Here is a 21,359-nt window from a genome sequence, read left to right on the forward strand (position 1 = left end):
GGCATCCATGCCGGGTTGCCCACTGCGCAGAACCTCCACTCGGCCTCTCGAGGGGGCGCTCAGATCAAAAGCTGAAGGCGAGCTAACGCTCGGCCTGATGAGTGGTGAAGATCAAAAGCAAACGCGACTCCCTGTAGGAGCGAGACCGGCTTGCCGGCGAAAAGCGTATAGGCACCGCGTTCATTCAGACAGCACGCGTTATCGTTGGCGTCCATCGCCAGCAAGCTGGCTCCTACAGGGGAAATGCATAGATTTTCGGTATATCCACGATCAATTGTAGGAGCCGGCTTGCTGGCGATAGCGTCCGTCCAGTCAATAAATGCGTCGACTGACCCACCGCCATCGCCAGCAAGCCGGCTCCTACAAGGGATCGGTGCACATGTGCGGAATGAGTGAACGCATCAAAGAAGGACAACGCGGACAACTGAAGAGCCAGGTCGGCTTTCAGGCCGCCTCGCGGTGCTGTTGCGGTAGTCGCACCCTCGAGAGGCCGAGTGGAGGTTCTGCGCAGTGGGCAACCCGGCATGGATGCCGGGTTAGCCGCCCCCGGCCATGGATGGCCGATGACGGCGGGCCCACGGAGCAGGACCGGAGCGAGGGTATGCCGAGCCTAGGCGAGGCACCGAACGAAAGGGGCAAAAGCCCTTTGGTTACTTTGGGGCTTTTCCAAAGTGACTCGCTGTAAAAGCGAAACGATTAGCAGCCGTTACCGCAGCAACGGATATGCCCCCCCCCCCTAAAAAAACCAGCGCACAAAAAAAAACGGCCAACCCGCAAAGCGGATCAGCCGTCATCTCAACCAATCAAGCAAACAACAGCAATCAAGCACTCAGCGAATAAATCAACGCCGAAATAGCCACCAAACCAACCGCCGTCACAAACATATTCGACGCTTGACCACGGAAACGTGCCATCGCCGGCACCTTGCGGATCGCATACATCGGCATCAGGAACAGAATCGCCGCAATGATCGGGCCACCGAGGGTCTCGATCATCCCCAGAATGCTCGGATTCAGCGTCGCCACAATCCAGCACACCACCAGCATGAACGCCGCGGTCATACGGTCCAGCGTCTTCGGTGCCGGACGCTTGCCGCTCTTCACGATCAGACCTTTCAGACCTTCACTGGCACCGATGTAATGCCCGAGGAACGACTTGGAAATCGCCACAAACGCAATCAACGGCGCCGCAAACGCGATGGTCGGGTTGCTGAAATGGTTGGCCAGGTACGACAGGATCGACAGGTTCTGCGCCTTCGCTTCCGCCAGTTGCGCCGGCGATAGGGTCAGCACGCAACTGAACACGAAGAACAACACCATCACCACCATCAACACATGGGCGCGGGACAGAATCTGCGAGCTGCGCTCTTCCGCGTGCTCGCCGTAGCGACGCTTCTGGTCCACCGCGAACGCCGAGATGATCGGCGAGTGGTTGAACGAGAAGACCATCACCGGGATCGCCAGCCACAAGGTGTGCAGCAGCGCCGACGGCTCAGGCAGCGTCGATGCCGTGGTGAGGATGCCGCCGTTCCAGTGCGGAATCAGGAACACCGCCAGAAACAGCAACGCCACGATAAACGGATAGACCATCAGGCTCATCGCCTTGACGATCACCTGCTCGCCGCAACGCACCACCGCCAGCAGGCCGAGGATCAGCACAAACGACAGCACGGCGCGCGGTGGCGGCATGATGTGCAGTTGATGCTCAAGGAAACTGCCCACGGTGTTGGTCAGGGCCACGCTGTAGATCAGCAGGATCGGGAAGATCGCGAAGAAGTACAGCAAGGTGATCAGCGCACCGGCCTTGATGCCGAAATGCTCTTCCACCACTTCTGTGATGTCCGCGCCTTCACGACCGGACAACACGAAGCGGGTCAGGCCACGGTGCGCGTAAAACGTCATGGGGAACGCCAGCAGCGCCAGGACCAGCAACGGCCAGAAACCGCCCAGACCCGCATTGATCGGCAAAAACAGGGTACCGGCCCCGATGGCCGTGCCAAACAGGCCGAGCATCCAGGTGGTGTCATGACGATTCCAGCCCTCAAGGCTGACAGGGTTCGCCGCTACATAGCGTTCGTTAACGCTATTGGCCTGATCATTCATCCGGTGGGATCTCCACATTCCGGTCAGTTGCTACCCGGTCAGGACGAGTCGGAAAAATCCGACAGGCAGCGCCCTGGCCGAAACAGGGGCGCGATTCTCCGGGATTAATGAACAGAAGCAAAGACTTAGCTGAGGAATGGTTGTGCGGATCAGCAAATCTGGAGCGAACACCACCCTGTAGGAGCTGGCTTGCCAGCGATGGCGGACGGAAGAAAACCGCAATATCCAAAATCTTTCGCCGGCAAGCCGGCTCCTACAATGTCGGTTGAGCCTCAATCACGCACAAACGCTTCATCGCCAAAGCCAGCTTCGACTTGATAAAGGTTTACCATCATGTATTTTAAGTAAACCTGCATCCCTTCCGGAGACCTCCCATGCCACTGGTTCGCATCGACATCAAAAAGCATCAGGACCCCACCCACGCCAAACGCATCGGGCAGTTGATCTACGCCGCCATGCACAGCGCCATCGGCGTGCCGGAAAACGATAATTTCCAGATCCTCGCCGAACACGACGAGCAGCACTTCATCTTTGACCCGCAATACCTGGGGATCGACCGCAGCGACAAACTGGTGGTGATTCAGATCACCCTGAGCGAAGGCCGCACCGTCGAGCAGAAGAAACTGCTCTATAAAACCATCGCCGAGAGCCTTAACGCTGAACTGGCGGTGCGCCTCGAGGACGTTTTCATTAATCTGGTCGAAGTGAAAAAAGAGAACTGGTCGTTCGGCAACGGAATTGCTCAGTACGCCCTCTGATCGCCATCCTTTATCTATGTGAGCCGCCAATGCCCCGTGTTTCCCGCAAACAAGCCGAACTCAACCGCGAGATTATCGTCGAGGCGGCCACGCGGCTGTTTCGCGAACGGGGCGTGCATGGCATCAGCGTCATCGACGTCATGGCGGCGGCAGGCCTGACACATGGCGGTTTCTATGGGCATTTCGAGTCCAAGGAAGCCTTGGCCCAGGAGGCCAGTAGCCGCGCATTCCAGCAATCGGCTGACCGCTGGAAAGACTGGATCGCCGCCAATGAAGACAAGAACGCCGCCCGTCAGGCCTTGATCAAACCCTACCTGTCGGCAGCCAGCCGCGATAATCCGGGCGACAGCTGCCCGGTGACGGCGTTTGCCGGTGACATGTGCCACGAAACCGCCGAAAGCGGCCTGCGCCAAACGTTCATGGACGGTCTCGACTCGTTGCTCGGCACGTTCGCCCCCCTGATGGATACCGGCGATGACGCCCGCGATCGACAGCAGGCGCTGGTGCAGTTCTCGTTGATGGTCGGCGCCCTGACGCTGGCCCGCGCAACCCGTGGCGAACCGTTGTCCGATGAGATTCTGGACGCGGCGCGCAGCTTTTTGACAGCGCCATAACCTCTCCCTCCTGTTCCGCTATGATCATCTGGTAGCGCTGCGACCTTGATCGTTGCCAATGCACTTTGAAGCCAGCAATCTCTAGGGATTTTCAAGTCACAGGAGCCCAGCATGCCCGCAACCGTTCTGGTACTGGTTGAAACAATCAATGATTACTTGCCGATTCTGGAGCATCAGGGGTTTCACCTGATTCTGGCACCGACCCCCGCCGAACGCGCCGAGGCCATTGCCACCCACGGCGCCCGGATCGATGCGGTCCTGACCCGTGGCCCGTTAGGTTTGTACGCTGACGAAATAGCCGCGCTGCCGGCGCTGAAGATCATTTGCGTGATCGGTGCCGGCTACGAACACGTCGACCTGCAAGCCGCCGCCGACCGGGGCCTGACCGTCACCAACGGCGCGGGCGTCAACGCTTCTTCGGTCGCCGACCACGCGATGGCGATGCTACTCTCGCTGGTGCGTGATATCCCGCGCTGCGACGCCGCCGTAAGACGGGGCGAGTGGCCGAAGATCATGCGCCCTTCCCTCGCCGGCAAACGCCTGGGCATCCTCGGCCTCGGCGCGGTCGGCATGGCCATCTCCAGGCGCGCGGCCAACGGTTTCGACATGACGGTCAGCTACCACAACCGCCAACATCGCAGCGATGTGCCATACAGCTTCTGTTCGACGCCGACCGAACTGGCCCGCGTCTCGGATTTCCTGGTGGTGGCCACGCCCGGCGGAATCGGCACCCGAAACCTGATCAATCGCCCGGTGCTGGACGCGCTGGGTCCCAACGGCTTTCTCGTCAACATCGCTCGGGCCAGTGTCGTGGTAACCGCCGATCTGATCGGCGCACTGGAACAGCGACGCATTGCCGGCGCGGCACTGGATGTCTTCGACCACGAACCTCAGGTGCCTGAGGCCTTGAAAGCCTTGAGCAATGTCATCCTCACGCCGCACGTCGCGGGACTGTCTCCGGAAGCGACCCAGGGCACGGTCGAACTGGTCGGGCGCAACCTGATGGCGTTCTTTTCCGGTGAACCGGTGCTCACCCCCGTCGCCCTGCCGGCCAATGCGAATCAGGCAGCGCTGTGACAACATTCAAACAGGTGTATCAAAAGCAATGATTGCCCGGCAACACGCTCACCTATAAGGGCTGATCGTGGTTGTCGGTGCCGGGTGTGCACATTAGATTAGCCAATAGTTTCAGGCCTCCAGAATAAGCAGAAGGGATAAGCATGGCGCTTACTGACCAGTCCACCCGTATCCGCTCCGGCGAAGAACTCGATGCCAGCCTGATCGATCCGTACCTCAAGGCGCACATTCCGGGCCTCAGCGGCTTGCCGCAAATCAGCCAGTTTCCCGGCGGTGCGTCGAACCTCACCTACCTGCTGGAATACCCCGAACAGGAATTTGTCCTGCGTCGGCCACCGTTTGGCCACAAGGCCAAATCCGCCCACGACATGGGTCGCGAATTCCGCATCCTCAATCAACTGCGCGACGGTTTTCCGTACTGCCCCAAAGCCTACGTGCACTGCACCGACGAATCGGTGATCGGTGCCGAGTTCTATGTGATGGAACGGGTCAACGGGATCATCCTGCGCTCCGAACTGCCGCCGGAACTGGGCCTGGATTCGGCGAAAACCGAAGCACTGTGCAAGAGCTTCATCGACAAGTTCGTTGAACTGCACCAGGTTGACTACAAGGCCTATGGCCTCGGTGATCTGGGCAAACCCGAAGGTTATGTGGCGCGGCAGATCAAAGGCTGGAGCGACCGCTACGAAAAAGCCCTGACCCCGGACGCTCCGCAATGGGACGTGGTCAAAGCCTGGCTCAACGACAAAATGCCGGCCGATCACCCGACCTCAAGCATCGTGCACAACGACTACCGCTTCGATAACGTGATCCTCGACCCGAACAACCCGATGCAGATCATCGGCGTGCTCGATTGGGAACTCACCACCCTCGGCGATCCGCTGATGGACCTGGGCAACACCCTCGCCTACTGGATCGAAGCCGGCGACCCGGCCCCGGTGCAAATGATGCGCCGCCAGCCGAGCCACGCACCGGGCATGCTGACCCGCCGCGAGTTCGTCGATTACTACGCCCAGCGTTCGGGCATCCAGATCGACAACTTCGACTTCTACTACACCTACGGCCTGTTTCGCCTGGCCGGCATCGTGCAGCAGATCTACTACCGCTTCTTCCATGGTCAGACCCAGGACAAACGCTTCGCGCAGTTCATTCACATGAACAAACTGCTGGAGCAGATGAGTTTGCAGGTCATCCAGAAATCCAGCCTCTGATACAACACACCACTTGTAGGAGCCAGCGATGCGGCGACCCGACTTGCCGGCGAATTGGACACTGCGGTGTATCTGTAATACCGCGTAATCGTTCTTCGCCGGCAAGTCGGGTCGCCGCATCGCTGGCTCCCACGGTACAAATGTCAGACCTATAACAAGGAACTCCCATGTCCAAGACCCAGTTGTTCGACCTCGACGGCAAGATCGCTTTCGTCTCCGGCGCCAGCCGCGGTATCGGTGAAGCCATCGCCAAACTCCTGGCCCAGCAAGGCGCCCACGTCATCGTCTCGAGTCGTAAACTCGAAGGCTGCCAGCACGTCGCCGACGCCATCATCGCTGCGGGCGGCAAAGCCACCGCCGTCGCGTGCCACATCGGTGAAATGGAACAGATCAGCCAGGTCTTCGCCGGCATCCGCGAACAGTTCGGCCGCCTGGACATCCTGGTCAACAACGCCGCGACCAACCCGCAGTTCTGCAACGTGCTGGACACCGACCTCAGCGCCTTCCAGAAAACCGTCGACGTCAACATCCGCGGCTACTTCTTCATGTCCGTGGAAGCGGGCAAGCTGATGCGCGACAACGGTGGTGGCAGCATCATCAACGTGGCATCGATCAACGGCATCTCGCCGGGGATTTTCCAGGGCATCTACTCGGTGACCAAGGCAGCCGTGATCAACATGACCAAGGTGTTCGCCAAGGAATGTGCGCAGTTCGGGATTCGCTGCAACGCCCTGCTGCCGGGCCTGACCGACACCAAGTTTGCCTCGGCGCTGGTGAAGAACGACGCAATTTTGAAAACCGCACTGGCGCAGATTCCGCTGAAACGTGTGGCGGATCCGAGCGAGATGGCGGGGGCGGTGTTGTATCTGGCGAGTGATGCGTCGAGTTACACCACGGGAGTTTCGCTGAATGTGGACGGAGGTTTTCTTTCCTGAGGAAGTCCGTCAAGCCTGCTTTTCGGGGATGGCGCTCTCTAGAGCGCCATCCTCGGTAAGCCTGTGCATACCCGAATTTAAAATTACGTCCTTTCAGCCGGGGTAATTTTCACCCACAACTCTGCTAATCCGTTCCCCTTGGGCAGTTCCGCTACGGCAAGAACTTTGAAAGTATCGCCGACGTTATTTTCGTTGTTAAAAATAAAATACGGCACCTTCCCCCTGTGGTCGGTTTTTTGAACCCAATCTTGAATATCTGGCTGAGAAACCGTTATCGATACATCCTTCAACGGAGAGCCCTCTGAATTCTTGAGGATCAACGCGCAAGGCCTCGAAATATAATTGACGGGATACAGATACTCTTCCGGCGGAATCGGCAACGGGGCGTCACCGACAATTTCCACGAAATCAAAACTAACATCCCCCAATACCTGCTCAACACGAACAATAGGAGTCAGCAGCAAAGCCTTCTCTTGCTCGCTATACAGTTTCAACTTGAATGATCCATCCTTGTCAGGCCAAGTAACTTCCCACTCATGCTGGGTAGTTAGCTCGCGAAGAGATGGAACGCCAGTGATATCACCTGACACAAATCCTGACTCAAGGACCGCATCCAGAGCCAGAGGAACGTTTTTCAATAGTTCGCCGTTCAAGTAATCCAAGGTGAGTGTTTGTGTTCCTTCCCCAGTGAAGTCTGCCCCACCGGGCGGTATCGCAACACCGTCCAGCAACACCCGCGCCTCATTGTCCAGATTGGCCGCTATCACCGAGCAGTCAAGCTCCAGTGGGAATAACACTTCAGCGCTGTATAACACCAACACGACTGGACCACTCTGGCCCTCGTCCGGTTTTATCTCCCAACTGAACGTGTCTTTAACGTCGCTATTGAAAGGCGGGGTCGCCGCCAGGTTCAAGTCCTCTTCATTACCCCCCACACCAAGACGCAATACACGCACGATCGGAGACCGAAACTCAACCGTAAGAATGTTTTCCTGCCCGCGAAACAAAAGATGCTTATCACGCGGTTGAATCTGCACACCGTTGAGTGTCAACGTGGCTTGGTCCCAATCGGCTGCTACGGATTCCCTTTTATATGTCATGGCGTTGCCTCGATAAACGACGGTAGCGATGAGAAAGCTGACCATTCGACTATCGAGGCACTGCGCACAGCAGGGGAACTGTCAGAGTTGACAGTCAAACTAGAACCAATTGCGATAAAAGAAATACTTCTCAGATCCCGCATGGGGCGTTATTGAGTCACGCACCGAGTCAAAGTGGTCTCCCTTGTCACCTGCCCCTCGGCCCTTGCGTCACCCAATACATCGGTTTTTTCAGACGTGTCACACGTGCGTTGAGGTATCGGAGGTGGGGCGGCGGGAGGTGGCGGCGGTGGACTGGCGCAACCGCTGAGTATCGTTATGCAGAAGGCAAGCGACAAAGGCGCAAACGTGCATTTCCCAAGAATGTTCATAGGTTGGCCCGCGGCAACAGATTGTCAGATATCTGTGAAACAAATGGATTTCCGCCAATTCACGGTCCGGTCACAGAGTTTTACCCACTTATTGCTTATAGCCTACTCGACCGCTTCTGCCACCCCCGCATCGATGTTTCTTGCCCAATCTGCCAGTGCAAATGCCTAAGACCATTAGAGAGGTCACGTCATGCAGTAGTCCTGGAATGCCGACTCAATCGTTGTTCCAGTCTCTGCGTGTATTAACCCCCTTGATACCGATGCGCAGCCCTACTCTTCAGAAGAAGATATTCCTACTTTGTACCCTGAGGGTACGAAGGTGATTCCGGTCCACGATGCAACATCAGGGGAAAAAATCCTTGCCGTTACGAACGCAGGCGTTGCGAACACAACACGCCAGGTAACACCTTCTTTTACCATCATCTGAGGTTCCGTCGGCGTCACAACAGGTGGAAGCCATGAATCCAACGTTTTCATCGCCACCTGCTTGCCAAGCAAACTATCCCCTACCGGCATCAACGTAATTTTAAAACTACTGCCAGCCTTTACACCGGGTATAAGCCCTGCGTGTGGTACGAATCCGCTCCAAGACGGTGACTCCACGTAAATTGAAGAAACCGAATACCAAGGGTGAGGAGGCGGCGTGACAATACATGGAAACGTCAAAACCTCTGTAAAGTCCATCGCGAACAATATCAACGTGGCGTTTCCGATAATGGATTGTGGAGTGATTGTAAACTCCGCAATGCCGCCGCTCACTGTCACCCAACCCTTCGGGGCTATATCGATATTGGCCAGCTCGACGTCGACCACCTCCAGCCTGATTTGTTTACCGTCCAACAAGTTCGAAACGATCTTCAAAACATGTGCCTCAGGCGCCTTCAGCGCAATCGGCGAGCCCGGCAGATGCTCGACGTCATCTACATATATCTTTGAGCCCTCCCACGAGTCAGGCTCTGAAAACTTTCGGCTCGTTTCGATTTCCATTATGAAACCCCTCTGATAACACCGTGTTAAAAGACACGGCCCACTATCAGAAAGATCGGGCAAGAGAGCTACTGTCAAACATGACAGTTCATCTAGAACAAAATGCTATAGCCCCCCTTCACTTTTGATAATTCTCTACAAGATCGCATTCGGTCGGCCCAGACTATTGCTTTCAAGTTCATAACGCAGTTCCTCGACCAGCGCCTGCACAGCGTCCGGCGTTCCGAGCGTTGTCAAGCTCAACCCGCTGACCACCAGATCTACCTGCCCCGACACCGGGTGATAGAGTTTCACCGTCAGCGAATGATCCCCCGTAAGCGTGCACTCACAGGCCAGCGGCGAAAAACTGCGTTCCAGTTGCAGACGTAATTGCGCCAGGGAAATCATTGCGATTCACCTTGGCGACGGCGCATAAACCTGAGCGCTCTGAACGTGACCATGTGACGGTTCCTTTTCCTGTATCGAGGGGGACGCGAAGACTCGTATCTCACCCTTACAGCCTAAAAACCGCCGAGCCCGATCAGAACATCCATTTGCACTGCCTCAACTAGTGCATTTGCACCTTACCGCTGCCCTTTGGATCGCCACTCACCGGAAAACAATCCCCGCTCGCGTGCCCAGACAATCGCCTCGCTGCGACTGTGCACATCGAGCTTGGAGTAAACCGTCGATACGTGATTGCGCACCGTATTGGGGGCCAGTTTCAGGCGCGCGGCGATTTCCTTGTCGGCCAGGCCTTCGCAGATCAAGCCGAGCACATCACGCTCCCGGGCCGTCAGGTCGGTAAACGACACACTGGGCAATTTCGGCGAATTGGCGCTTTTCACATTGGCGAGTTTTTCGATCAGCGTGCGGCTGAACCAGGACGCGTCTTGCATCACTTCTTCGATGGCCGCCACCAATTCCAGCTCGGTACGTTTGCGCTCGGTAATGTCCATCAACACCAGCAGATAACAAGGGTTGTCCTGAATGCTCACGGTGTCGGCGCAAATCGCGCAATCGATCAGTTGAGCGTCTTTTTTTCGGATACGCACATCGATGCGATCCAGGCGGCCGGTTTTCTCCAGCGCCGCAAACAGCCGAGTGCGGTCGCCTTGGTCGTGGATGAAATCGATCTCCGCGAGGGTCTTGCCCAATACGTCTTCGCTGGGGTACGCGAGCGTATCGAGGAAGGCTTCGTTGACGTCGATCACCACCTGATCGCCAGCACCGCACACGAGGGTGGGCACCGGGGTCAATCGAAAGGCCTTGGCAAAACGTTCCTCGCTCTGGCGCAGGGCAACTTCAGCCTTGTGCCGTGGCTCCATGTCGACGAAAGAAAACAGCATGCAGTCTTCGTCGTTCAGCTCCAGCGGCTGGCCTGCGACGATGACCTGTTTGCTGCTGCCATCGGCCAACTTCAGCTCGGCCTGCATTTGGGGAATGGTGGTGTGTTCGCGCAAACGCTCGATCGCCAGGTCTTTCTTCTCGGCGCCTTCAAGGATGTCCAGCTCATAGGTCGAAACACCGATGACTTGATCGCGGGCATACCCGGTCATGTCCAGAAAGCCCGAATTGACCTTGATGTAGCGCAAATCGCTGAGGCGGCAGATCACCGCCGGGGCCGGGTTGGCGTTGAAGGTCTTTTCAAAACGCTGCTCGGCGCTGGCCCATTCGGTGACATCGTCCATGATCAGCACCAGCGACTCCGGCGCCCCGGCACTGTCGGCCAGGACCATGCTGCGCACGTTGTGGACCCAAGTGCGCTCCTCGTCGGCGGTCGGTGTCACCTCCACCAACACATCGCTGAAGGTCTCGCCCCGGGCAACCCGGTTGATCGGGTAATTGTCGGCCGCCACCGGGTGGTTATTGCGATAGCGCAACGCGAAACGCCGGGCATATTCCCTGGCGTTCGCGCCCAACTCGCTGATCCGGCTGACGCCGTGCATGGCCAGCGCAGCATCATTGGCCCACACAATGGTCTGGTCGAGCTCCAGCAGAATCACCCCGTCGGACAAACCGGCGATGATCTGCTGCAACTGGCGGCGATTGGTTTCGGTGGTCAGGACGTCCTGGCTCATTGGATCTCCACAATGGCGGCCGCGCCAACGTGTGGCGCTCTGTGAAGATTACGACCGCGAGGGGTAGGGATCGTGCGGCAAACATCCGAATCCGTAGGAGCGAAGCTTGCTCGCGAAGGGGCCATCGACTTCACTATCACTGTCGATTGAACGGACGCCTTCGCGAGCAAGCTTCGCTCCTACATGGGCTTACGCGAATTTCTAACGTTTATGCCGCGAGCTGCCCCCCGGCAATCGCCGCCGAAGCCGCCAGCATCGCCCGCAACAACACCGCACACCCCGCCGCCAGGTCATCCGGCGCGGCGTTTTCGATTTCGTTGTGGCTGATGCCGCCTTCGCACGGGACGAAGATCATTCCGGCCGGGCCGAGTTCCGCGAGAAAGATTGCGTCGTGCCCTGCTCCGCTGACGATGTCCATGTGCGACAAGCCAAGCCCTTGCGCGGCACCGCGCACCGCTTCGACGCAGCCCTTGTCGAAGTACAGCGGCGGGAAGTCGGCGGTGGGGGTCAGTTCGTAGGTCAGGCCGTGTTCTTCGCAGGTGGTTTCGATCACTTCACGGACTTCAGCGATCATCGAGTCCAGCCTCGCCGGTTCCAGGTGACGGAAATCGAGGGTCATGCGCACTTCACCGGGGATGACGTTGCGTGAGCCGGGATAGGCTTGCAGGCAACCGACGGTGCCACACGCGTGGGGTTGATGGCCGAGGGCGGCGCGGTTGACCGCACCGACGATCACGGCGGCGCCAACCAGTGCATCCTTGCGCAGGTGCATCGGGGTCGGGCCGGCGTGGGCTTCGACGCCGCGCAGTTTCAGGTCGAACCATTTCTGCCCGAGGGCGCCCATCACCACGCCGATGGTTTTGTGTTCGTCCTCAAGGATCGGGCCTTGCTCGATGTGGGCTTCGAAATACGCGCCGACCGCGTGACCGCTGACTTTGCGTGGCCCGGCATAGCCGATGGCGTTCAGCGCTTCACCGACGGTAATGCCTTCGGCGTCGACCTTGGCGAGGGTTTCTTCAAGGGTGAATTTTTCCGCAAACACGCCAGAGCCCATCATGCACGGGGCGAAACGCGAGCCTTCTTCGTTGGTCCAGACCACCACTTCCAGCGGCGCTTCGGTTTCCACGCCCAGGTCGTTGAGGGTGCGCAGCACTTCGACCCCGGCCAGTACGCCGAAGCAGCCGTCGAACTTGCCGCCGGTGGGTTGGGTATCGATGTGGCTGCCGGTCATGACCGGCGGCAGGTTCGGGTTGCGGCCGGGGCGACGGGCGAAGATATTGCCGACGGCGTCAATGCTGACGGTGCACCCAGCCTCCTCGCACCACCTGACAAAAATGTCCCGGGCCTGGCGATCGAGGTCGGTCAGGGCCAGGCGACACACGCCGCCCTTGACCGTGGCGCCAAGCCGGGCCAGGTCCATGAGCGACTGCCACAGGCGGTCGCGGTTGATGTGCTGATGGGTGGATTGCAGAACGTCTACGGCCGCGTTCATGGTGATCTCCTCAGGCAGTTGTTATAGGTTTTTCCAGGCATTTTTTCGGTGTTTTTTAGGCCGCTATCGTCGGAACGCCGCCCGCAGCAAGCCGGCTCCTACAGTTGAAATGCGTTCCCCCTGTAGGAGCCGGCTTGCTGGCGATGAGGCCCTCCGCTACACCGGAGATTTCGCGATAGACGGACTGGGCCGCACCGAGCACAACCCGTAATAAATCAACCCGCCCAGCGCCGAGCCAGTGAACCAGCCATAACTGTAAAACCAGCTGAACGCATCGCTGCCCAACGACAGCAACGTCAGCACCACCGGCACGCCGAACGCGATAAATCCATACCAGTTCCACGCCGGGTACACGTCATCGCGATACAACCCGGCCAGGTCCAGTTGCTGTTTCTTGATCAGGAAATAGTCCACCACCATGATCCCGGCGATGGGCCCGAGCAGGCTCGAATAACCCAGCAGCCAGTTCGAATAGACCGTTTCCAGGCTCAGGTCCGAGACAATCAGCCCAAGCTTCTTCAGCAATTCATGGCCCATCAGCACCAACCCCACCAGCCCGGTCAGCAACACCGCTTTGGTGCGGTTGATCACCTTCGGCGCGATGTTCTGGAAGTCGTTGGTCGGCGACACGATGTTGGCCGCGGTGTTGGTGGACAGTGTGGCGATGATGATCAACGCCATGGCCAGCGCCACCCAGACCGGGCTCTGGATATGGCCGATCAACGTCACGGGATCGGAGACGGTCACGCCCACCAGTTTCACCGACGCGGCAGTCATCACCACGCCCAGCGAGGCGAACAGGAACATGGTCAGCGGCAAGCCGATGATCTGCCCGACAATCTGGTCTTTCTGGCTCTTCGCATAGCGGCTGAAGTCGGGAATATTCAGCGACAACGTCGCCCAGAACCCGACCATCGCGGTCAGCCCGGCGGCGAAATAGCTGACCACACTGGCGCCTTCCGGACGCTTGGCCGGGATCGCCAGCAACTCGGTCATCGACACGTTCGGCATCGCCCACACCAGCAGACCGACACCCACCAGCACCAGCAGCGGCGCGGACAGCGTTTCAAGCCATTTGATCGAGTCGGCGCCGCGAATCACCACCCACAGGTTCAGCGCCCAGAAGACCATGAAACCGATGACTTCACCGGTGCCACCGAGGGACTTCCAACCCTCGAACACCGAGCCCAGAAACAGGTGAATCGCCAGCCCGCCAAACATCGTCTGGATGCCGAACCAGCCACACGCCACCAGCGCACGGATCAGGCAGGGAATATTGGAACCGAGGATGCCGAAGGACGAACGCAGCAATACCGGGAACGGAATGCCGTATTTAGTGCCGGGAAACGCATTCAGGGTCAGCGGGATCAACACGATGATGTTGGCGAGCAGAATTGCCACCAGCGCCTCGCCCACCGTCAGGCCGAAATAGGCGGTCAGCACACCGCCGAGGGTGTAGGTCGGCACGCAGATCGCCATGCCGACCCACAGCGCGGTGATGTGCCATTTGTTCCAGGTTCGTTCGCGCACCTTGGTCGGTGCCATGTCGTGGTTGTATCGGGGACTGTCGAGGACATCGCTGCCGGCTTCGAGCTCGAACAAGCCGTCGCGTTCGGTCACTTGCGATCTGATCTGTTGCATGGCCGCTCCACTGTTCTTTGAATTATTTTTTGCTCATCGGGGGCTGGCGGCATCAATAAACGTGCCGGGCACTCCGAATACGCATCGGGCAGTTCCATAAAAGCTTTGCAACTAACTGATGTTGATCAGTTTTATATCTATCTCCAGTGAGTACTCGGCGACTTGTCTGTTCTCTCAGGCTAAAGGCCAGGCAAGTTGTCCGAACCGTCAGGACTCAATCTGGTGCGTCGATCTTTTTTTCAAAGTTGCGCATCAACCATAGACCATTCTCAAGCGGCTGATTTCACATAAGAAATCTCGTCTATTTTTAGAACCTGTCAAGTGCGTCAAAATGGTGAGAGGCCTCACCATTTTGGTGATTAATCGATTTAGTTGTTATTTATCAATAGCTTTAAACGGTTATATGCTTATAAAAAATATTCTTGCTCAATCCTTGAACTCATACTAGCTTCTAATCCTGACAGCGTTGACAGGAATACGACCGTTGACGCCAGCTGCATATAAAACAGTTAGAACTGACACCAGTCAGTCATTGCCTGCGAGGAACTCGGAATGTCTCTGTTGATCCGTGGCGCCACCGTTATTACCCATGATGAAAGTTATCGCGCCGACGTCTATTGCGCCGACGGCGTGATCAAAGCCATCGGTGACAATCTTGATGTTCCGGCGGGCGCCGAAGTGCTCGACGGCAGCGGCCAATACCTGATGCCCGGCGGCATCGACCCACACACGCACATGCAACTGCCCTTCATGGGCACCGTGGCCAGTGAAGACTTTTTCAGTGGCACGGCGGCGGGACTTGCCGGTGGCACCACGTCGATCATCGACTTCGTGATTCCCAACCCGCAGCAGTCGTTGATGGAAGCGTTTCATCAGTGGCGCGGCTGGGCGGAAAAATCAGCGTCGGACTATGGCTTCCACGTGGCGATCACCTGGTGGAGCGAGCAGGTCCGTGAGGAAATGGCCGAGCTGGTCAGCCATCACGGGGTCAACAGCTTCAAGCATTTCATGGCCTACAAGAACGCGATCATGGCGGCCGATGACACCCTCGTAGCGAGTTTCGAGCGCTGCCTGGAATTGGGCGCCGTGCCGACCGTGCATGCGGAAAACGGCGAACTGGTTTATCACCTGCAACGCAAGTTGATGGCCCAAGGCATTACCGGCCCTGAAGCGCATCCGCTGTCGCGCCCTTCGCAAGTCGAAGGTGAAGCGGCGAGCCGGGCGATTCGTATCGCCGAAACCCTGGGCACGCCGCTGTACCTGGTTCACGTGTCGACCAAGGAAGCCCTCGACGAAATCACCTACGCCCGCAGCAAGGGCCAGCCAGTCTACGGTGAAGTGCTGGCCGGGCATTTGCTGCTGGATGACAGCGTCTACCAGCATCCGGACTGGCAGACCGCCGCCGGTTATGTGATGAGCCCGCCCTTCCGTCCTCGCGGCCATCAGGAAGCGCTTTGGCATGGCTTGCAGTCCGGCAACCTGCACACCACCGCCACCGACCACTGCTGTTTCTGCGCCGAGCAAAAAGCCGCAGGCCGTGACGACTTCAGCAAAATCCCGAATGGCACTGCCGGTATCGAAGACCGCATGGCCGTGCTGTGGGATGAAGGAGTGAACACCGGGCGTTTTTCGATGCAGCACTTTGTGGCGCTCACCTCCACCAACACCGCGAAGATCTTCAACCTCTACCCGCGTAAAGGTGCGATTCGCGTGGGTGCCGATGCGGATCTGGTGCTGTGGGATCCCGAGGGCACGCGCACGATTTCGGCGAAGACTCATCACCAGCAGGTCGACTTCAACATCTTCGAAGGCAAGACCGTGCGCGGTGTCCCGAGCCATACGATCAGCCAGGGCCGGGTGGTCTGGGCGGACGGTGATTTGCGCGCCGAGCGTGGAGCCGGGCGCTATGTCGAACGGCCGGCGTATCCGGCGGTGTTTGATTTGCTGAGCAAGCGGGCGGAGTTGAACCAGCCTGTGGCAGTGAAACGCTGAGATCGAGGCCTTCGGCCTTCGCGGGCAAGTCGGATCGCCGCACCGCTCGCTCCTACAGTTTGAAATGCGATCCACCGTAGGAGCGAGCGGTGCGGCGATCCGACTTGCCCGCGAAGAGGCCCGCCCAGATAACAAAAAAAACCAATGCCCATCAGAGGCAGTTACCTCAAATAACCGTGAGGCCAACACCGTGATCAAGACCCTGACCCACCTCCCGCATCCCGTTGAGAATGCGGCCGCCCTCGCCGGCCACTTCACCGATCTGGCGCCGCCGCTCAACGACCGCCAGGCGCACCTGGAAGCCTCGCGCTGCCTGTATTGCTACGACGCGCCGTGCGTGAATGCCTGTCCGAGCGACATCGACATTCCCTCGTTCATCCGCAATATCCATCAGGACAACGTGCAAGGCGCGGCGCAGAAAATCCTCTCGGCGAACATCCTCGGCGGCAGTTGCGCCCGGGTCTGTCCGACCGAAATCCTCTGCCAGCAAGCGTGTGTGCGCAACAACGACCATGAATGCGCGCCCGTCTTGATCGGCCTCTTGCAACGTTACGCCGTGGACAACGCGCACTTTAGCGAACACCCCTTCCCGCGCGCGGCCGCAACCGGCAAACGCATCGCGGTGGTAGGGGCCGGTCCGGCCGGTTTGTCCTGCGCTCATCGCAGCGCCATGCACGGGCATGACGTGGTGATTTTCGAAGCACGGGAAAAGGCTGGCGGCCTCAACGAGTACGGAATCGCCAAGTACAAACTGGTGGACGATTACGCACAGAAGGAGCTGGATTTCCTGTTGCAGATCGGTGGCATCGAAATCCGTCACGGGCAGAAACTCGGTGAAAACCTGACCCTGAGCGACCTGCATCAGCAATTCGACGCGGTGTTCCTCGGCCTCGGTCTCAATGCCAGCAAACAGCTTGGACTGAATCACGAGGACGCACCCGGCCTGCTCGCCGCCACCGAATACATCCGCGAGTTACGCCAGGCCGATGACCTGACACAACTGCCTTTGGCCGACCACTGCATCGTCCTCGGCGCCGGCAACACCGCCATCGACATGGCCGTGCAAATGGCCCGCCTCGGCGCGCATGACGTGAATCTGGTGTACCGCCGTGGTGTCGAGGACATGGGCGCCACCCACCATGAACAGGACATCGCCAAAGCCAATCAGGTGCGCTTGCTGACGTGGGCGCAACCCGAAGAAGTGTTGCTTGATGATCAGGGCCACGTGCGTGGCATGCGCTTCGCCCGCACACAGTTGGTGGAAGGTCGCCTGCAAACCACCGGTGAAACCTTCGAACTGGTCGCCGATGCGATCTTCAAAGCCATCGGCCAGGCCTTTGACTCAAGCGCCCTCAGCGACCCGCTGGCCCGTGAACTCAAGCGTCAGGGCGATCGGATTGCCGTCGATGAACAGCTGCGCACCAGCATCCCCGGCGTGTATGCCGGCGGCGACTGCACCAGCCTCGATCAGGACCTCACCGTGCAAGCCGTGCAGCACGGCAAGCTGGCTGCCGAGGCGATCAACGCTCAATTGATGCTCAACGTGGAGGCTGCGTAAATGGCCGATCTTTCGATTGTCTTCGCCGGCATCAAATCCCCCAACCCGTTCTGGCTGGCCTCTGCGCCGCCAACTGACAAGGCCTACAACGTGGTCCGCGCCTTTGAAGCCGGCTGGGGTGGCGTGGTCTGGAAAACCCTGGGTGAAGACCCGGCGGCGGTCAACGTGTCGTCGCGCTACTCGGCGCATTTCGGCGCCAACCGTGAAGTGCTAGGCTTCAATAACATCGAGCTGATCACCGACCGCTCGCTGGAGATCAACCTGCGGGAAATCACCCAGGTGAAAAAGGATTGGCCGGACCGCGCCTTGATCGTGTCGCTGATGGTGCCCTGCGTCGAAGAATCCTGGAAACACATTCTGCCGCTGGTGGAAGCCACCGGCGCCGACGGCATCGAGCTGAACTTCGGCTGCCCTCACGGCATGCCGGAACGGGGCATGGGCGCGGCCGTCGGTCAGGTGCCGGAGTATGTCGAGCAGGTCACCCGCTGGTGCAAGACGTATTGCTCGCTGCCGGTAATCGTCAAGCTCACACCGAACATCACCGACATCCGCGTCGCCGCCCGCGCGGCCCATCGCGGCGGTGCCGATGCGGTGTCGCTGATCAACACGATCAACTCGATCACCAGCGTTAACCTGGAACGCATGGTCGCCAATCCCATCGTCGGCAGCCAAAGCACTCACGGTGGTTATTGCGGCTCGGCGGTGAAGCCGATTGCGTTGAACATGGTCGCCGAGATTGCACGCGACCCGCAGACTCAAGGCTTGCCGATCTCCGGTATTGGCGGCATCGGCAACTGGCGCGACGCGGCGGAATTCATCGCGCTGGGCAGCGGCTCGGTGCAGGTGTGCACGGCGGCGATGCTGCATGGTTTCCGGATTGTCGAGGACATGAAGGACGGTTTGTCACGCTGGATGGACAGTCAGGGCTACGCCAGCGTGTCGGAATTTTCCGGGCGCGCGGTGGGCAATACCACGGACTGGAAGTACCTGGACATCAACTATCAGGTGATCGCGAAAATTGACCAGGAGGCGTGTATCGGTTGCGGTCGCTGCCATATCGCTTGCGAAGACACCTCGCACCAGGCGGTGGCCAGCCTCAGGCAGGCGGATGGGACGCACAAATATGAAGTGATCGATGACGAGTGTGTGGGCTGCAATTTGTGCCAGATCACTTGCCCGGTGCAGGACTGCATCGAGATGGTGCCGATGGAGAACGGGAAGCCGTTTCTGGATTGGAATCATGATCCGAGGAATCCCTACCATGTAGCCGTCTAAGTGATGCGTTGTCTGGTCTGACGCCTTCGCGGGCAAGCCTCGCTCCTACAGGTACAGCGCGGTACCTGTAGGAGCGAGGCTTGCCCGCGAAGAGGCCGTCAGCAACACCCGAGATATCAGGGCTCCAACCCGATCCCCCGCAATATCACGCTCGTCACCGTCTGCACCGCCCGCTCGAACTGCATGTCCGACAGCGGCTGGTGATCGTTCAGAATATTCACCTGATGATCAAAGTCGGCGTAATGCTGAGTCGACGCCCAGATCATGTACAGCAGGCTGGAAGGCTCCACCGGCAGGATGCGTTTGTCGTCCACCCACTGGCGAATTTTCGCTTCTTTCATCTTGGCCCAGTCGTACAGGCTGGCGTCGAGTTTCTCACCCAGCGTCGGCGCGCCGTGGATGATTTCGTTGGCCCAGACTTTCGAGCCGTAAGGCCGGCTGCGCGAGTGGTTCATCTTGGCGCGGATGTAACTGCTGAGCACCACGCGCGGGTCATCGAACATCTCGAAGCACAGCGCATCCTGCTTCCACACTTCAAGTAAATCGAACAGCACGGCGCTGTAGAGCTCGGTCTTGGTGCTGAAGTAGTAATGCAGATTGGAGCGCGGCAGTTGCACTTCGGCGGCGATGTCGGCCATGGCGGTGCCGCCGAAACCTTTTTCGGCAAAGACCTTTTCGGCCCCGAGCAGAATTTTTTCGACGTTACTGCGGCGAATCTCGATCTTGTGATTGCCCATGAGGGCTCCCTGACAACAGCGTTGCTCAAGACTAGCATCCGCCCTACATCGCGGCGACAGCGGAAAACGAAACTTCGTACACCCACCCGCCGACGCTCGCAGTTAAACTGTCGCCCTTCTTCGAACCTGCCTCTGAGGTATCCACGATGCTTTTCAAGAAAACCCTGACCGCCGCCGCCCTGCTCGGCTCGCTGCTCGCCGCTTCGTCGGTGTTTGCCCATGCCCATCTGAAAAGCCAGACGCCGGCTGCCGACAGCACCGTGAGTGCACCGTCGGAATTGCGCCTGGTGTTCTCCGAAGGTGTCGAAGCGGCATTCACCAAAGTCACGATCAGCAAGGACGGCGCCAACGTTGAGGTGAAAAGCCTGGCCACCGAAGGCAGCGATAAAAAGACTCTGGTCGTGACCCCGGCTGCGCCACTGGCGGCGGGCGCCTACAAAGTCGAATGGCATGCGGTGTCGGTCGACACCCACAAAAGCGAAGGCGCCTACAGCTTCAAGGTTGGCCAGTAATTCATGACGAGCGCGATGGTGCTGTGCCGCTTCCTGCATTTCACCGTGGTGCTGATGCTGTTCGGGGTCTGGGTATTCAGGCCGCTGCTGTTGGGTCATGAGGCGTTGCTGGACAAAACGCTGGCGCGAGTCAGCCGCTGGCTCGCCTCGGTCGCATTGGTCAGCGGCATCGCCTGGCTGCTGCTGATCACCGTCAGCATGGCCGGTGCGTGGGAAGCAGCGTTCGATCCGTCGACCTTGCGCCTGGTGCTGGGCAATACGTTTTTCGGCCAGGTCTGGCGCTGGCATCTGCTGCTCAATGGCTTGCTGATGGTTGTGCTGCTGACACCGCTTCACGCCAGCCTGCCCTTGCGCCTGGTCCTCGGCGGCCTGCTGCTGGCGACGTTGGCACCGGTCGGTCACGGCGCGATGCTCGATGGCCTCAGCGGCCAGTTGCTGATCCTCAATCAAATCATTCACCTGACCTGCGTCGGGGCCTGGCTCGGTGGGTTGTTGCTGCTGGTGATGATCCTGCGGCAACCGGCTGGCCATGCTGTCCGCGAAATACTGCAACGCTTCAGCGGTGTCGGTTATGCGCTGGTGGCGGGATTGGTGATTACCGGGCTGATCAATGTGCGGGTGCTGACCGGGCAGTTCTGGCCGACCCCGTTGCTGTCCGGGTTTGCGTTGATTCTGCTGATCAAGGTGCTGCTGGTGAGTGCGATGCTGGGGTTGGCGCTGTTCAATCGGCAGCGGATCAAGGATTGCGAGCAGCGCATGGCGACGCTCAAAACCAGCGTGATTATGGAGTGGCTGCTGGGCATTGGCGCTGTGGCGGCAGTCTCCCTCCTGGGCACCATGCCCCCGATGATTACCGGATAAACACCGTTTTTGTAGGAGCCGGCTTGCTGGCGATCCAGGCGACGCGGTCTTCCTGATACACCGCGGTGCCTGGATC

At 58.8% G+C, this 21,359-nt stretch carries 18 protein-coding genes; 10 read left to right on the top strand and 8 right to left on the bottom strand.

Translation table 11 applies throughout. The annotated features are described in order from the left end of the window. Positions 1-821 precede the first annotated feature (821 nt). Positions 822-2,102, bottom strand: coding sequence for a serine/threonine transporter (locus KGA82_RS23745; protein ID WP_223452655.1), 1,281 nt, complete (start codon positions 2,100-2,102; stop codon positions 822-824). 374 nt (positions 2,103-2,476) lie between these two features. On the opposite strand from KGA82_RS23745, the gene KGA82_RS23750 reads away from it, so the two are divergent. The 5 genes from KGA82_RS23750 to KGA82_RS23770 all read left to right on the top strand — a co-directional run bounded on the left by KGA82_RS23750 (position 2,477) and on the right by KGA82_RS23770 (position 6,697). Then, the gene (locus KGA82_RS23750) at positions 2,477-2,860 is read left to right on the top strand and encodes a tautomerase family protein (RefSeq protein ID WP_008036811.1); all 384 of its coding nucleotides are present in this window, start codon (positions 2,477-2,479) and stop codon (positions 2,858-2,860) included. A 29-nt stretch (positions 2,861-2,889) separates the two neighbouring features. After that, positions 2,890-3,474: a TetR/AcrR family transcriptional regulator gene (locus KGA82_RS23755; protein WP_223452656.1), complete on the top strand. Its 585-nt coding sequence runs from the start codon at positions 2,890-2,892 to the stop codon at positions 3,472-3,474. A gap of 111 nt (positions 3,475-3,585) precedes the next feature. Continuing rightward, positions 3,586-4,551, top strand: a complete 966-nt coding sequence (locus tag KGA82_RS23760) for a 2-hydroxyacid dehydrogenase (protein WP_192227462.1) — start codon at positions 3,586-3,588, stop codon at positions 4,549-4,551. Between the two features lie 143 nt (positions 4,552-4,694). Next, the gene (locus KGA82_RS23765; protein ID WP_008024825.1) at positions 4,695-5,762 is read left to right on the top strand and encodes a phosphotransferase family protein; all 1,068 of its coding nucleotides are present in this window, start codon (positions 4,695-4,697) and stop codon (positions 5,760-5,762) included. A 167-nt stretch (positions 5,763-5,929) separates the two neighbouring features. Then, positions 5,930-6,697, top strand: a complete 768-nt coding sequence (locus KGA82_RS23770) for an SDR family oxidoreductase (protein ID WP_008036792.1) — start codon at positions 5,930-5,932, stop codon at positions 6,695-6,697. 83 nt (positions 6,698-6,780) lie between these two features. Here KGA82_RS23770 and KGA82_RS23775 read toward each other — a convergent pair whose 3' ends face one another. From KGA82_RS23775 to KGA82_RS23800, 6 genes are all read right to left on the bottom strand, one after another. Then, positions 6,781-7,842, bottom strand: coding sequence for a hypothetical protein (locus tag KGA82_RS23775; protein ID WP_223452657.1), 1,062 nt, complete (start codon positions 7,840-7,842; stop codon positions 6,781-6,783). 596 nt (positions 7,843-8,438) lie between these two features. Then, positions 8,439-9,155, bottom strand: coding sequence for a hypothetical protein (locus tag KGA82_RS23780; RefSeq protein ID WP_223452658.1), 717 nt, complete (start codon positions 9,153-9,155; stop codon positions 8,439-8,441). Between the two features lie 135 nt (positions 9,156-9,290). Then, complete coding sequence (locus KGA82_RS23785; protein WP_223452659.1) at positions 9,291-9,542, bottom strand: DUF1652 domain-containing protein; 252 nt, start codon at positions 9,540-9,542, stop codon at positions 9,291-9,293. Positions 9,543-9,718: 176 nt separating this feature from the next. Then, on the bottom strand, positions 9,719-11,215 hold the full coding sequence (locus KGA82_RS23790) for a helix-turn-helix transcriptional regulator (RefSeq protein ID WP_223452660.1): 1,497 nt from the start codon (positions 11,213-11,215) through the stop codon (positions 9,719-9,721). A gap of 208 nt (positions 11,216-11,423) precedes the next feature. Beyond that, entirely contained in the window at positions 11,424-12,707 is a 1,284-nt protein-coding gene (locus tag KGA82_RS23795) for a Zn-dependent hydrolase (RefSeq protein WP_008036779.1), read from the bottom strand. 156 nt (positions 12,708-12,863) lie between these two features. Then, on the bottom strand, positions 12,864-14,348 hold the full coding sequence (locus KGA82_RS23800) for an NCS1 family nucleobase:cation symporter-1 (RefSeq protein WP_223452661.1): 1,485 nt from the start codon (positions 14,346-14,348) through the stop codon (positions 12,864-12,866). A gap of 552 nt (positions 14,349-14,900) precedes the next feature. Here KGA82_RS23800 and hydA point away from each other — a divergent pair. The 3 genes from hydA to preA all read left to right on the top strand — a co-directional run bounded on the left by hydA (position 14,901) and on the right by preA (position 19,173). Beyond that, the gene (gene hydA / locus KGA82_RS23805) at positions 14,901-16,340 is read left to right on the top strand and encodes a dihydropyrimidinase (protein WP_008024835.1); all 1,440 of its coding nucleotides are present in this window, start codon (positions 14,901-14,903) and stop codon (positions 16,338-16,340) included. Between the two features lie 190 nt (positions 16,341-16,530). Next, entirely contained in the window at positions 16,531-17,898 is a 1,368-nt protein-coding gene (locus tag KGA82_RS23810; RefSeq protein ID WP_008024837.1) for an NAD(P)-dependent oxidoreductase, read from the top strand. Further along, positions 17,899-19,173, top strand: coding sequence for an NAD-dependent dihydropyrimidine dehydrogenase subunit PreA (gene preA, locus KGA82_RS23815; RefSeq protein ID WP_192227454.1), 1,275 nt, complete (start codon positions 17,899-17,901; stop codon positions 19,171-19,173). It abuts the gene before it with no gap. Between the two features lie 116 nt (positions 19,174-19,289). Here preA and KGA82_RS23820 read toward each other — a convergent pair whose 3' ends face one another. Next, complete coding sequence (locus KGA82_RS23820) at positions 19,290-19,910, bottom strand: TetR/AcrR family transcriptional regulator (protein WP_008024841.1); 621 nt, start codon at positions 19,908-19,910, stop codon at positions 19,290-19,292. A gap of 146 nt (positions 19,911-20,056) precedes the next feature. On the opposite strand from KGA82_RS23820, the gene copC reads away from it, so the two are divergent. Both copC and copD read left to right on the top strand, forming a co-directional pair. After that, a complete protein-coding gene (copC, locus tag KGA82_RS23825) occupies positions 20,057-20,422 on the top strand; it encodes a copper homeostasis periplasmic binding protein CopC (protein ID WP_008036774.1) in 366 nt (121 codons plus the stop codon). 3 nt (positions 20,423-20,425) lie between these two features. Next, positions 20,426-21,283 carry a copper homeostasis membrane protein CopD gene (gene copD, locus KGA82_RS23830; RefSeq protein WP_192227452.1) on the top strand — a complete coding sequence of 286 codons (858 nt, stop codon included), beginning with the start codon at positions 20,426-20,428 and terminating at the stop codon, positions 21,281-21,283. Positions 21,284-21,359 lie beyond the last annotated feature (76 nt).

It is taken from the genome of Pseudomonas sp. BF-RE-22 (assembly GCF_019956155.1).
GTDB classification, from domain to species: domain Bacteria; phylum Pseudomonadota; class Gammaproteobacteria; order Pseudomonadales; family Pseudomonadaceae; genus Aquipseudomonas; species Aquipseudomonas migulae.